This window comes from Streptomyces sp. NPDC053069 (assembly GCF_044546895.1).
Taxonomy (GTDB): domain Bacteria; phylum Actinomycetota; class Actinomycetes; order Streptomycetales; family Streptomycetaceae; genus Streptomyces.
In genome coordinates this window covers 68,681-81,080 of the sequence record NZ_JBITZN010000016.1, presented here as the reverse complement: position 1 = coordinate 81,080, position 12,400 = coordinate 68,681, and the positions used below count along the sequence as shown (strand labels likewise).

General features: G+C 72.3%; 15 protein-coding genes. 5 read left to right on the top strand and 10 right to left on the bottom strand.

Annotation, left to right across the window (positions count from 1 at the left end; all coding sequences use genetic code 11):
• Nucleotides 1-44 precede the first annotated feature (44 nt).
• The gene (locus ACIGXP_RS31315; RefSeq protein ID WP_020940491.1) at nucleotides 45-275 is read right to left on the bottom strand and encodes a DUF4287 domain-containing protein; all 231 of its coding nucleotides are present in this window, start codon (nucleotides 273-275) and stop codon (nucleotides 45-47) included.
• A 99-nt stretch (nucleotides 276-374) separates the two neighbouring features.
• On the opposite strand from ACIGXP_RS31315, the gene ACIGXP_RS31310 reads away from it, so the two are divergent.
• Nucleotides 375-686 (top strand): hypothetical protein, encoded by a 312-nt coding sequence (locus tag ACIGXP_RS31310; RefSeq protein ID WP_363215487.1) that lies wholly within the window; start codon nucleotides 375-377, stop codon nucleotides 684-686.
• 83 nt (nucleotides 687-769) lie between these two features.
• Here ACIGXP_RS31310 and ACIGXP_RS31305 read toward each other — a convergent pair whose 3' ends face one another.
• The 3 genes from ACIGXP_RS31305 to ACIGXP_RS31295 form a co-directional block, all read right to left on the bottom strand.
• Complete coding sequence (locus ACIGXP_RS31305) at nucleotides 770-1,552, bottom strand: hypothetical protein (RefSeq protein WP_363215488.1); 783 nt, start codon at nucleotides 1,550-1,552, stop codon at nucleotides 770-772.
• Between the two features lie 283 nt (nucleotides 1,553-1,835).
• Complete coding sequence (locus tag ACIGXP_RS31300; protein ID WP_363215489.1) at nucleotides 1,836-3,053, bottom strand: acetyl-CoA C-acetyltransferase; 1,218 nt, start codon at nucleotides 3,051-3,053, stop codon at nucleotides 1,836-1,838.
• Between the two features lie 143 nt (nucleotides 3,054-3,196).
• Complete coding sequence (locus ACIGXP_RS31295; protein WP_363215490.1) at nucleotides 3,197-4,216, bottom strand: SGNH/GDSL hydrolase family protein; 1,020 nt, start codon at nucleotides 4,214-4,216, stop codon at nucleotides 3,197-3,199.
• A gap of 160 nt (nucleotides 4,217-4,376) precedes the next feature.
• Between ACIGXP_RS31295 and ACIGXP_RS31290 the strand changes: the two genes are divergently transcribed.
• Entirely contained in the window at nucleotides 4,377-5,768 is a 1,392-nt protein-coding gene (locus ACIGXP_RS31290; protein ID WP_363215491.1) for a cystathionine beta-synthase, read from the top strand.
• Nucleotides 5,769-6,065: 297 nt separating this feature from the next.
• Here the strand turns inward: ACIGXP_RS31290 and ACIGXP_RS31285 are convergent, their stop codons facing one another.
• Nucleotides 6,066-6,917, bottom strand: a complete 852-nt coding sequence (locus tag ACIGXP_RS31285) for a helix-turn-helix transcriptional regulator (protein ID WP_399774041.1) — start codon at nucleotides 6,915-6,917, stop codon at nucleotides 6,066-6,068.
• A 149-nt stretch (nucleotides 6,918-7,066) separates the two neighbouring features.
• Between ACIGXP_RS31285 and ACIGXP_RS31280 the strand changes: the two genes are divergently transcribed.
• Nucleotides 7,067-7,828, top strand: coding sequence for an SDR family oxidoreductase (locus ACIGXP_RS31280; protein WP_363215493.1), 762 nt, complete (start codon nucleotides 7,067-7,069; stop codon nucleotides 7,826-7,828).
• A gap of 6 nt (nucleotides 7,829-7,834) precedes the next feature.
• On the opposite strand, the gene ACIGXP_RS31275 is transcribed toward ACIGXP_RS31280, so the two are convergent.
• Nucleotides 7,835-8,275 carry a hypothetical protein gene (locus tag ACIGXP_RS31275; protein WP_399774038.1) on the bottom strand — a complete coding sequence of 147 codons (441 nt, stop codon included), beginning with the start codon at nucleotides 8,273-8,275 and terminating at the stop codon, nucleotides 7,835-7,837.
• A 273-nt stretch (nucleotides 8,276-8,548) separates the two neighbouring features.
• Here ACIGXP_RS31275 and ACIGXP_RS31270 point away from each other — a divergent pair, with 273 nt between their 5' ends.
• Nucleotides 8,549-9,454 carry a MurR/RpiR family transcriptional regulator gene (locus ACIGXP_RS31270; protein WP_363215495.1) on the top strand — a complete coding sequence of 302 codons (906 nt, stop codon included), beginning with the start codon at nucleotides 8,549-8,551 and terminating at the stop codon, nucleotides 9,452-9,454.
• 98 nt (nucleotides 9,455-9,552) lie between these two features.
• Nucleotides 9,553-10,137 (top strand): hypothetical protein, encoded by a 585-nt coding sequence (locus ACIGXP_RS31265; RefSeq protein ID WP_399774035.1) that lies wholly within the window; start codon nucleotides 9,553-9,555, stop codon nucleotides 10,135-10,137.
• On the opposite strand, the gene ACIGXP_RS31260 is transcribed toward ACIGXP_RS31265, so the two are convergent.
• Genes ACIGXP_RS31260 through ACIGXP_RS31245 form a run of 4 tightly spaced genes read right to left on the bottom strand, consistent with a single transcriptional unit; the run spans nucleotide 10,138 to nucleotide 12,293 of the window.
• Nucleotides 10,138-10,512 carry a hypothetical protein gene (locus ACIGXP_RS31260; RefSeq protein ID WP_363215497.1) on the bottom strand — a complete coding sequence of 125 codons (375 nt, stop codon included), beginning with the start codon at nucleotides 10,510-10,512 and terminating at the stop codon, nucleotides 10,138-10,140.
• Nucleotides 10,513-10,541: 29 nt separating this feature from the next.
• Nucleotides 10,542-11,063: a roadblock/LC7 domain-containing protein gene (locus ACIGXP_RS31255; protein WP_363215498.1), complete on the bottom strand. Its 522-nt coding sequence runs from the start codon at nucleotides 11,061-11,063 to the stop codon at nucleotides 10,542-10,544.
• A gap of 31 nt (nucleotides 11,064-11,094) precedes the next feature.
• Nucleotides 11,095-11,913, bottom strand: a complete 819-nt coding sequence (locus ACIGXP_RS31250) for a transcriptional regulator (RefSeq protein WP_399774030.1) — start codon at nucleotides 11,911-11,913, stop codon at nucleotides 11,095-11,097.
• A complete protein-coding gene (locus ACIGXP_RS31245; protein ID WP_363215500.1) occupies nucleotides 11,910-12,293 on the bottom strand; it encodes a hypothetical protein in 384 nt (127 codons plus the stop codon). Before ACIGXP_RS31245 ends, ACIGXP_RS31250 begins: the two co-directional genes overlap by 4 nt.
• Nucleotides 12,294-12,400: the final 107 nt, after the last annotated feature.

Below are 12,400 nucleotides of genomic sequence, written 5' to 3'. Positions count from 1 at the left end.
TCATGAGAAGGGCCCCGGAGTTCCGCTCCGGGGCCCTTTCCCGTCTAGAGCAGCTTGCGCGCTGCCCTCCTCAGGTCGTACTCGTGGACGATCGCCTTCGCGTGGCCGTACGCGAGGTCGTACTCGTGCCGGAGCCAGCTGACCTTCTCCTCGAAGCGGAACAGGGCGGGGCCTTCTTCAACGGTGCGCAGCCAGTCGGAGACTTCACGACCGGTGCAGTGGGGGATGCGGGCGAGCAGGTTGCGGTGGGTCTCCTCCGAGAAGAGCTGGGACATCGGCGCCTCCGAACGCAAAGGGGATGTAAGCCGGTCCTTCACGTCACCGTGCCTGAGCGTTCGCGTATTGGCAACAGTGCGGCACGTTACGCTCGGCGCGTGGTTGATACGACGCCCTTGACCCAAGCAGTGGATCACTTCGCCGACCGGTTGCGGGCTGCTCCGCAGAGCCGGCTGCAGCGGGGCGCTGCCGCTGAGGCCCTGGCCGTGGCCCGGGAGCTTTCCCGGCGGGCTCAGTTGCTGGAAGAGCCCGACGGCGAGCCTCGGGACATGCCGGATGCGGGGATGTTCGCGGCGGCCGACCAGCTTCTGGTTGCCGCGCACGACTTGGCGACCGTGCTGGAGAGCGAGGCCGAAGTCACCGAAGCGGTGAGGCTGGTCGAGGAGGCGCGGGAGAGGGCGGGGGTCTGAGGCGCGTTGGCGGGTGCCGGCCGTTCGTGGCTGCTCGCGCCGTTCCCCGCGCCCCTTGGGGGGCGCTGGGGCTCGCCGGTGCCTCACAGCGAGGCGATGACCCTGTCCGCCAGGATGTAGACCATGTCCTCGCCGCAGGCGAAGGTGAGGGTGTAGGCGCCGGAGATGCCCGAGCCGCCCAGCAGATACGGGGCCTCGCCCGCGTCCACGGCTGCCGCCAGGCGCTCGGCGGTGTCGCGGTGGCCCGGAGTCAGGCACAGGGTGGTGCCGTCGGCGAAGACGTAGACGTCGAGGGTGCCGAGCGGGCCCGGGCGGACGTCGGAGAGTTCGACGCGGTCCGCGGACAGCTGTTCCAGCGTGGTCGCCGTGCGCTCGTGGTCGTTCACCGCCGGCGACTGCACCGGGACGAAGTCGGGGTGCGAGGGGTGGCGGCGGCGGGCCGCGGCCAGCTCCGGGGACTCCCCGGCGAACTCGTCGGTCTCGGCGGTCGGCTCGGACACCGGCTCCAGGCCCATGAAGTCGGTCTGCCGGGGCAGGAACAGGTCGGCGTCGGGCAGGCCGAGCAGAGTCGGGGTGTCGGAGGCGTCACGGGCCTCCTGGGCGGCCCAGAAGGCGCGCGCCTCGGCCAGCTCCCGCTCCCGCTCCTCGGCGAGCGCCTCGGCCACGGCGGCGCGTATCTGGTCGGCGTCCGAGCCGCTGCGGGCGTGCGGCAGCAGCGCACGCATGGCGGCTGACTGGTTCTCCGCGAGCTGGGCCTGCAGCTCCCCGAGCTGGCGGCGCAGCTTCAGAACGGTGCGCAGGACGGCGACGCCCACGGCGCCGGTGGCGGCCGTGATGAGCAGCAGGGCGATCGGCATGGCGCTCACTGACATACTCCCGGTTCAAAGTCGACCCCCGACTTCCTACATCAGCTTGAAGGGCGGACTATCCAGCTGTCAGTGCGTAACGTCACGAAACGGACAGGACTTTGGGTTCGCGCCCGAGCCGCCCGCCATGCTGACCTGCGCTGACCTGCACCGATGTGTCCGGCGAGCGAGATAGGTCACATCCTGGGCGAGATTGGATCACGGAAAGGCCCAGAACCTTGGAGTTTCCTCGGTTCCGGGCCGGTTCCTGACGTGTTGTGCCCGCTCCGCTACGGACGGTGCGTCAGCTGAGCCGCTCGATGACCATCGCCATGCCCTGGCCGCCGCCGACGCACATCGTCTCCAGGCCGAACTGCTTGTCGTGCCACTGCAGGGAGTTGATGAGCGTGCCGGTGATCCGGGCGCCGGTCATGCCGAAGGGGTGGCCGACGGCGATGGCGCCGCCGTTGACGTTCAGCCGGTCGATGTCGATGCCGAGCTCCTGGTAGGAGGGGATCACCTGGGCGGCGAAGGCCTCGTTGATCTCGACCAGGTCGATGTCGCCGATGGTCAGGCCGGCGCGCTGCAGCGCCTGCTTGCTCGCCTCGACCGGGCCGAGGCCCATGATCTCGGGGGAGAGGCCGGAGACACCGGTGGACACGATCCGGGCCAGCGGGGTCAGGCCCAGCTCGCGGGCCTTGGTGTCGGACATGATGACGACGGCCGCGGCACCGTCGTTGAGCGGGCAGCAGTTGCCGGCGGTGACGAGTCCGTCCGGGCGGAAGACCGGCTTCAGACCGGCGACGCCCTCCAGGGTGACGCCGGGGCGGGGGCCGTCGTCCTTGCTGACGACCGTGCCGTCGGGAAGCGTGACCGGGGTGATCTCGCGCTCCCAGAAGCCGTTCTTGATGGCCTGCTCGGCGAGGTTCTGCGAGCGGACGCCGAACTCGTCCATCTCCTGGCGGGTGATGCCCTTGGCGCGGGCCAGGTTCTCGGCGGTCTGGCCCATCGCGATGTACGGGTCGGGCAGCAGGCCGTCCTCGCGCGGGTCGTGCCAGGTCGTGCCCTCCTGCTGGGCGACGGCCTCGGTGCGGGCCTGCGCCTCGGCGAACAGCGGGTTGTAGGTGCCCGGCATGTCGGAGCTGCCGTTGACGTAGCGGGAGACCGTCTCGACACCGGCCGAGATGAAGACGTCGCCCTCGCCGGCCTTGATGGCGTGCAGGGCCATGCGCGAGGTCTGCAGGGAAGAGGAGCAGTAGCGGGTGATCGTGCAGCCCGGCAGGTGGTCCATGCCCATCTGTACGGCGACGATCCGGCCGAGGTTGTGGCCCTGCTCGCCGCCGGGCAGGCCGCAGCCGAGCATCAGGTCGTCGATGTCCCTGGGGTCCAGCTCGGGGATCTTGGCGAGCGCGGCCTGGATGATCGTGGCGGTCAGGTCGTCGGGGCGCAGGTCCTTCAGGGAGCCCTTGCCTGCGCGGCCGATGGGGGAGCGGGCGGTCGAGACGATGACGGCTTCGGGCATCACGGGCTCCATGTGAACGGGATTGGGCAGGGCCGGTTGGGAAGTTACCGCTCCGTATGGCCCAGGTCACCGGTGTCGCGGTGTGACACTGACCGCAATTTACTAAGCGCTTGCTTGGTTCGGGGTGCCCCCGCCCGGGCGGGTCACACCGACGGGCGTGCCGGCTCGGCCTCCGGTACCCGGCGCCGCCGCCTCCGCTTGAGCAGCGCCCACGGCCCCCGCGGCCCCGTGGGCATCGCCGCGGTGACCTCCGTGCCCGCCTCCGACGCCGCCTCCGCCGCCGCGCGAGCGACCGGCAGGAAGCCCTCCCGCCGCGACACGTCCGGCCGTTCCTCCTCCGCCGGCCACAGACCCAGCGCCGCACACACCGTGGGCAGGACGGCCATGGCGGCGGTCGCGTACCCCTCGGCCGAGGGGTGGTAGTTGTCCGGGCCGAACAGCTCCCGCGGATTCGCCTCGAACTCGGGGCCGAGCAGATCGCCCAGGGACACGGTCCGGCCCCCCTGCTCCACCACCCCGATCGTCTGCGCCGCCGCCAGCTGCCGGGAGGCCCGCCGCGCCAGCCAGCGCAGCGGCTGCTGCACCGGCTCGATGGTGCCGAGGTCGGGACACGTGCCGACCACCACCTCCGCACCGGCCGTGCGCAGCCGTCGTACCGCCGCCGACAGGTGCCGTACCGAACGGGTCGGCGGCATCCGGTGCGTCACGTCGTTCGCACCGATCATGATCACGCAGATGTCGGGAACGGGCGCCGCCCCCGACAGCACCGAAGCGACCTGGCGGTCCAGGTCGTCGGACTGGGCGCCCGGCAGGGCCACGGTACGGAGTTCCACCGGGCGTTCCGCGACCGCAGCGAGGCCCGAGGCCAGCAGCGCGCCCGGCGTCTGGCCCGACCGGTGCACGCCCTGCCCGGCCGCCGTGGAGTCGCCGAGCATGGTCAGGCGCAGGGGCGGTTCCCCCGGGACGTCGTACGCGTGGCCGTAGACGCCGTCGGCCACCGGGACGCGGCCGCCGCTGCCGTTGCCCACATGGCGCCGCGCCAGATGGACCTCCGCCAGCAGCAGACCGACGGCGGCCGCACCGATCAGCCCGACCCCGCCTCCGCCGTACGCCGCTCCGGCCGCGATGCGGCGGGCCACCCTCGCCCTCGACATGCTCGTCATGCGTCGCCGCCACCTCCTCATAGCCGTACATCCACTCCTTGCCCCGTACAGGCCGTGTGCCAATCTCAACGGGGAGTGAACGACCGCCACGGCCACACCCGTGGCCTTAGGCTGGCGACACCACTACGAACACCATCTTTTGCAGCGACCGGAGACAACGGTGCAATTCCACGACTCGATGATCAGCCTCGTCGGCAACACCCCGCTGGTGCGGCTCAACAACGTGACCAAGGGCATCCAGGCCACCGTCCTGGCCAAGGTGGAGTACTTCAACCCGGGCGGCTCCGTGAAGGACCGCATCGCCCTGCGCATGATCGAGGCCGCCGAGGAGAGCGGGGAGCTCAAGCCCGGCGGCACGATCGTCGAGCCGACCAGTGGCAACACCGGTGTGGGACTGGCGATCGTCGCCCAGCAGAAGGGCTACAAGTGCATCTTCGTCTGCCCTGACAAGGTCTCCACCGACAAGATCAACGTGCTGCGCGCGTACGGCGCCGAAGTGGTCGTCTGCCCGACCGCCGTGGCGCCCGAGCACCCGGACTCCTATTACAACGTCTCCGACCGGCTCGTCCGGGAGACCCCGGGCGCCTGGAAGCCCGACCAGTACTCCAACCCCAACAACCCGCTGTCGCACTACCACTCGACCGGTCCCGAGCTGTGGGAGCAGACCGAGGGCAGGATCACCCACTTCGTGGCGGGCGTGGGCACGGGAGGGACCATCTCCGGTACCGGCCGCTATCTGAAGGACGCCAGCGACGGCAAGGTCCAGGTCATCGGCGCCGACCCCGAGGGCTCGGTGTACTCCGGCGGCTCCGGGCGGCCGTACCTGATCGAGGGTGTCGGTGAGGACTTCTGGCCGAGCGCCTACGACCGCACCGTCGCCGACGAGATCGTCGCCGTGTCCGACAAGGACGCCTTCCAGATGACCCGCCGCCTGGCCAAGGAAGAGGGCCTGCTCGTCGGCGGCTCCTGCGGCATGGCCGTCGTCGCCGCGCTGCGGGTCGCCGAGCGCCTCGGCCCGGACGACGTCGTGGTCGTACTGCTGCCGGACAGCGGCCGCGGGTACCTTTCGAAGATCTTCAACGACGAGTGGATGGCCGACTACGGCTTCCTGGAGGACGAGGGCCCGAGCGCCCGTGTCGCCGACGTCCTGAGCGACAAGGCGGGCGGCACCATCCCCTCGCTCGTGCACATGCACCCCGAGGAGACCGTCGGCCAGGCCATCGAGGTGCTGCGCGAGTACGGCGTCTCGCAGATGCCGGTCGTCAAGCCGGGCGCCGGTCACCCGGACGTGATGGCCGCCGAGGTCGTCGGGTCGGTCGTGGAGCGGGAGTTGCTGGATGCGCTCTTCAGCAAGCGCGCCTCCCTCGACGACCCGCTGGAGAAGCACATGTCCGCCCCGCTGCCCCAGGTCGGCTCCGGCGAGCCGGTCGGCGACCTGATGTCCGTGCTCGGCTCGGCCGACGCGGCGATCGTCCTGGTCGAGGGCAAGCCGACCGGCGTGGTCAGCCGGCAGGACCTGCTGGCCTTCCTGGCCAAGGGCGGCAACAAGTAGCCGACCTCGGGGGGGACCGGGGTTCGCGGAAGTGGTACGAGCGTGTCATGTGCGCGCAGCACCCGCTTAACACGCGTCCGGCACATTGGTGCCTGTCGGCAGGGAGGGAGCGGCTCCCCTCCCCGGCCGGCGCCGAACGGCGCCAAGGACCTCCGGAGCGGCTCCCGGACCTCCATGGACGCCACGGACGCGCAAGCCCGGTCCTGACCCGGCCCGCGTCCCTCGCGGGGACCGCCGTCGTCCCGCCCCCCGGCAACGGGGGTGCGGCGGTCCCCGCGCACCCGCTTCCCACAGGGCTCAGCGCGTGCTGCTGGATTCCCAACTCCCCAGCAGCGCAAGGCGCTCCGCCGTCTCCGATCCCGCTTCCGGCGTGTACACCACGATGGTCTGGTCCGGGGACGCCGGGATCGTCAGGGTCTCGTACGGCAGGGTCAGCAGGCCCGCCACCGGGTGCCGTATCTTCTTCACGCCGTACGCGCACTCCCTGACCTCGTGGTCCGCCCACAGCCGGCGGAAGTCCTCGCTCTTCAGGGAGAGTTCGCCGACCAGCGCGCACAGCTCGGGGTCGTCGGCGTACCGGCCCGCGTTCACGCGCAGATGGGCCACCGTCTGCGCGGCGACCGCGTGCCACTCGGGGTAGTGGTCCCGGCCGGCCGGATCCAGGAAGACCTGCCGGGGCATGCTCCGCTCGGCCGGTGCCAGGCGGCTGAAGCCGTTCACCGCGTCGCCGAGGGCGTTCCACGCGAGTACGTCCATGCGGGGGCCCAGCACGAACGCCGCGCTGCGCTCCATGGTGTCGAGCAGGATCTGCACACCGGGGCGTACCCGGCGCGTCTCGGGCCGCCGCCGCCCCGGGCGCTGCCGGCCAGGACGCGCCACCGCCCGCAGATACGTCTGCTCGGTCTCGTCCAGCCGCAGCACCCGGGCGATCGCGTCCAGCACGGCGTCGCTGACGCTCGTCCCCCGGCCCTGCTCCAGACGGACGTAGTAGTCGACGCTCACCCCCGCGAGCTGGGCCACCTCCTCGCGGCGCAGGCCCGGTACGCGGCGCCGCCCATGGCCGGGCAGCCCCACCTCCTCGGGCTGGATGCGTGCACGTCGCGAGCGCAGGAAGTCGCCGACTTCCCCTACCGGCCAGTCCCCGTCCATGCCCCCGATCGTAGGGGAGCGGCCGGACGCCGGCCTGGTACTGGCAGACCCAGGAAAACCGCATCCCTGGGTACGGCCGCCGGATGCGGTGAGGCTGGTGCCGGCCGCCGGGGAGCCGCCCCGGCGCGAACCATCCAGGGGGTACACCCATGTCGTACGAGAACCTGTCCGGCCGCACCGCCGTCGTCACCGGAGCCGCCAGCGGCATCGGCGAGGCCGTCGCCCGGCAACTGGCCGCCGCGGGCGCCCGGGTGGCGCTGCTCGCCCGGCGCGCGGACCGGCTGGACGGCGTGGTCGAGAAGATCCGGGCCGAGGGCGGCGAGGCGCTCGCCGTGGTCGCCGACGTCACCGACGACACCTCGGTGACCACCGCCCGGGACCTGGTCCACGAGACGTTCGGCCCCGTCGACCTCGTCGTCAACAACGCCGGTGTCATGCTGCCGAACCCGGTCGGCGAGGGCCGGCTCGACGAGTGGCAGCGGATGCTCGACACCAACGTCGCCGGCGTACTGCGGATCATCCGCGCCTTCACCGCCGACCTGGTGGGCACCGCCGCCGAGGGCCGCACCGCGGACCTCGTCAACGTCTCCTCCATCGGCGCCCACATCCCCTTCCCCCACTACGCCGTGTACGGCGCCACGAAGGCCGCCGTCACCCATCTCTCGCAGTCCCTGCGCACCGAGTTCGGGCCGCAGGACGTGCGGGTGACGAACATCGAGCCGGGGCTGACGGAGACCGAGCTGAAGGACCATGTCGACAGCGCGGAGCTGTCCGGGCAGCTGGACGGCATGCTGGAGGCGATCGGCGCCCTCTCCGCGGCGGAGGTCGCGGACGTCGTCGCCTACGCCACCAGCCGGCCCCGGCACGTCAACCTCCGCCAGATCATGGTGCTGCCGACCCGGCAGGCGTGAGGACGGTCAGTCCTCGGACGACGTGCGGCGCCGCCCGGTGAGCAGCTCCGGGTTGGTGCGCACCGCCTGGGCGACGTTGACGCCGACGATGCCGAGCCAGGTGACCAGCGTCCCGGCCGTCCCCGCGATGCCACCGCCGATGGCGGTCAGCGGGATGGCCAGGACCAGCGAGACGATGGCGAACCCGAAGCGTTCCGGCCAGGTGTCGGCGTCCTTCGGGCGCCGCGCGCCGCGCGCGGTCTCCATCCGCTGTTCGGCCAGGTGCCGCCGCACCCGGCGGTCCACCGCGTCGTCGATCCGCTGCTCGACCTTCTCCAGGAAGGAGTCGGCCAGCGCGGAGTCGTAGTCGGCGCCCAGGTCCGCGCGGGCCCGCACGGTGGCGTCGAGTTCCTTCCGCAGCTCCGCGTCCTTCTTCAGGCTCGCGTCCGGCGAGTCCAGTGTGCTCATGGGCCCGAGCGTACGGAGCGATCACTCCACCCGCACGGGGGACAACCCCCCTCTTCGCACCGGGCCGCCGGCCCTTGCCTGGCTGTATAGAGTCATGCAGAGTTCTTGGTGACTGAATAGGTTCCGGTGGTCATAGGGCAGGATCGGATGTCCGGGTGAGGGGAGTGTGGGCTTGATGCCGCTTGCGTATCGTCTGGTCGGCGGCTGCCGACTCGTCACCGCCGTCCGCGCACCGCTCGACCGGTTCACGGACCTCTGGAGGGGGAGCGCGTCATGAGCGTGGACAGGAGTGCCGGTGTGACCTCGGGTGCTGTCACCCCCGGTGGTGTGGCCTCGGGTGGTGTGGCCGACAGCCCCGCGAACCGCCTGCAGGCGCTTTTCGAAGGGCACCGGCTCACGCCGACCCAGCGCCGGATCGCGCACAGCATGGTGCGGCGGGCCGCCGACGTGCCCTTCCTGTCCAGCGTGGAGCTGGCCGAACTGGCGGGGGTCAGCCAGCCCTCGGTGACCCGGTTCGCCGTCGCGCTCGGCTTCGACGGCTATCCGGCGCTGCGCAAGCACCTGCGCGAGGTCGTCCCCGCCGAACCGGCCGCCGAGGCGGGCGCCTTCAACGAGTACCAGCAGGCCGTCGAGGCCGAGATCGAGAACCTGAGGCACCTCGCCGAGCTGCTCGCCGACCCCCGCCCGGTGCAGAAGGCCGGCCGGATCCTGGCCGCCTCCCGTCCGCTGCCGGTCCTCGGCCTGCGCGCCGCCGCCTCCCAGGCGTACGGCTTCGCCTACTTCGCCGCCAAGGTGCACCCGGACGTCCGGTTGCTCAACGAGGGCGGCACGATGATCCAGGACCGGATCGACGCGGCCGTCCGCGCGGGCGCCTCCGCGCTGCTGTGCTTCGCGCTGCCCCGGCATCCCCGCGAGGTCGTCGACACCCTCGCCTACGCCAAGGACGTGGGCCTGACGACCGTCACGGTCGCCGACTCCGCGTTCGCGCCGGTCGCCAAGCACTCCGATCTGCTGCTGCCCGCCGCCGTCGGCACCGGGCTCGCCTTCGACACCGCGTGCGCGCCGATGCTGCTCGGGCGGGTGCTGCTGGAGGCGGTCTGCGACGACCTGCCCGAGGCGCAGGCCCGGCTGGAGGAGTTCGACGCGAAGGCGGCGGCCCGGGGTCTGTTCGTGGAGTGACCGGCCGCCTTCCGCGTGTGCTCTCAGATTCGTCTCACGTTCTGCCGCTAGGTTCGCCACGAGGTTTTGTTCGCGGACACGTGACACGGGAGGCTGACGTGGCGCGCGGAGGACAGGGTCTGGCCCGGGTGGCCGTGGTCGTACGGGCGGGAGCCGCACCGCTGTGGTGGTCCGGGGTGTTCGCCGCCGGGATCGGTGCGCTGCCGCAGGGGGTGACCGGGCGCCGGATCGGGGTGCTCGCGGGGGCCGCGCTGTTCCTCGTGGGCGCGGCCCTCATGGCGCTCGTACGACGCCGGCGGTACGGCGCCCTCGCCCGCGGTGCGGCTCGCGCGGGCAAGTACGACGTGCTGCAGGACCGTGCGGTGACCGTGCGCAACTGGCGCCGGGGGCACCGCTGGTGGCTGCTGCTGGCCTGTGCCGCCGCGCTCGGCTCCGCCTTCGCCGTACCCGCGGCCGGCGGCATGCTGCTGGCCGGGCTCGGCACCGGGCTGCGGCTCAAGGCCGCCTGGATCGGGCGGTGGGAGCGGGACGGGGAGACGCTGTTGTGGGTCCGTGTCGACTGGCTCGACCGGCGCGGCGGAGGCCCGGCGGGCAAGGCCGTGAAGGGCCTGCGCGGTACGGGCATCGCGGCCGGCGACGCGGCCCCGGGCGGGACCCGCCGCCGCACCGCGGCCCTGGTCTGACTAGACCTCCAGCTCTGCCTCGATCCTCTTCAGCTGGTGCCGGGCCATCGCCAGGTTGGCCCGGGAGGAGTCGAGGACCAGGTAGAGGAACAGGCCGTTGCCGCCGCGGCTCCTGAGCAGGCGGATCAGGTGGTACTGGTCCGTCAGCGTGATCAGGATGTCCTCGATCTCGCCCTTGAGGCCCAGCATCTCCATGGTGCGCATCTTGGCGCGGATCACGTCGGTGTTGCCCGCCGCGGCCACGTTCAGGTCGAAGGTCTTGTTGCCGCCCATCGTGCCCAGCGCCATTCCGCTGGTGTAGTCGACGAGCGCGACGCCGGTGGCGCCCTCGATGGAGGTGAGGGCTTCCTTCAGCGCGGTCTCGGTGTTGGCCATGGTGGTCCTTTCGGAACGGTCGGGTTGTCTCAGCGGTCGGTCGGGGTGTGCGTATCGGCACTCGTGACAGGGGGCGTGCGGGGTGTGCGGGCCGTGCGGGTACGGGCCGGGGGTGCGGCGCTGACGGCGCCCAGGGGCCGCACGGGCCGCCGGGCCTCCTGTGCGGCGGCCTCGGCGGCGTCCAGCAGCTCCCCGATGCGGGCGCCGGCCCGGCGGCCCTCCAGGTGCAGCCGGCCCACGTTGACCCGGCCCTCGGCGAGCAGGGTCAGGACGGCGGTGCGGCCGGCCGCGTAGCCGGCGATGTAGCCGCGCTCGCCGCGCACCAGCAGTTCCCGGAAGCCGCCGTTGCCGGTTGCGTCGGTGATCCGCACGGCGACGCCGAGCGCGGCGGCGGTGAGCGCGGACAGGCCCTCCGGGTCGACTCCGGGAGTGTCGTGGGCGACGACGAGTCCGTCGACGCCTGCCGCCAGGGCACCGGTGAGCTGCGGCACCCTGGTGCGCAGCCGGTGCAGCTCGTCCAGGACGGCCTGGAGGTCCTCCTCGGACACCATCAGCTCTCTCCTCTCGGCGGGGCGGTGCCGTTCAAAGCGCCTCCAGCGCATCCCTGAGCCTCTTCAGCAGCGCGATGTCGGGGTCGGTGACCGGGGGTGGGGGTGGGGGCGGCAGGGCGGGTTCCGTGACGACGGGTGCCAGGGGGGCGACCTGGCCGGCCGCCGCGAGCCGGCGTACGTCGACCAGCGTGTGGAAGGCCTGCCGGCCCAGGTTCCGGGCGATCGCGGTGGCCGTGCGGACGCCGTCCACACGGTCCAGGACCGCCCGCTGCCTGGGGGTGACGGGCGCGGTGGCGGCCGGACGGGCGACCGGGTCCGCGCGGATCAGCGGGGCACTGTCGGCGGCCGGGTCCGGCCACAGCCGGTGCAGCATCAGGCGGCGGCGCAGCGTCTCGCGTTCCAGGGCGACGACCGGGACCGAGGGCAGCGGGCCGATGCGGGGCGCGTTGTCGTAGCGGAAGCGTCCCGGGGTGCTGCTCGGGGCCAGCGTGAAGTACCCGGCGTCGTACAACGCGTCCAGATGGCACAGCTCCAGCGCGCCGGCCGGTAACAGCCCGGCCTCCAGGAGGAGTTCGGCCGCCTGCAGCGAGCCGGCGGCCTGGGCGGCGGCCCGCTGCCAGGCGGCGGCCGCGAGGGTGCCGTGGGCCGTGAGGAGCACGTCGAGACCGGGGGCGAGCGGGCTCTCCGCGTGCACGACCCGGCCCTCGGCGAGGTACAGGGTGCCGTGCTCGCGCACCAGGACGCCGGTGGCCCGCTCCTCGGCGAGCCGGGTCAGCATCGGCGACAGCGCACGGGTGGCCGACCTGTCCCGCACGGGCAGCGGCGGCGGGGGTGTCTGCACCACGGTCATCCCAGCACCAGCCTGGCCGCCATCTCGCCGAGCCGGATGCGGGCCAGCGCGAGATTGCCCTCCTCGCGGCCGAGCCACAGGTGCAGGAAGACGCTGCTGTCGAAGGACGTGTCCACGAACCGCAGCAGGTGATAGCTGTCGTGGTTGCTGACGATCACGTCCTCGACCGGCGGGTGTCCGTCCCCGTGGGCCGCGAAGGCTCCGTGCTCGGCGGCCATCCGGGCCAGTTCGGCGGCCTCCGCGGCGGTCGTCTCGTGATCGCCGCCGGGCGCCTCCCCGACCGTGCCGAGCGCCAGTCCGCTCGTCCAGTCCACCAGTGCCGCTCCCCGCGCACCGGGTAACCGCATCGCTTCCAGCAGGCACTCGTCGATTCCGGGCACCGTGGGTTCCCCTCCCGCCTGGGCCTCCGGCTGAGTGACAGAGACACTACGCACCGTGCGCGCGAAAGGAGGAGCCTTTGGCATTTTCCAGTGGAACATGCATGCGG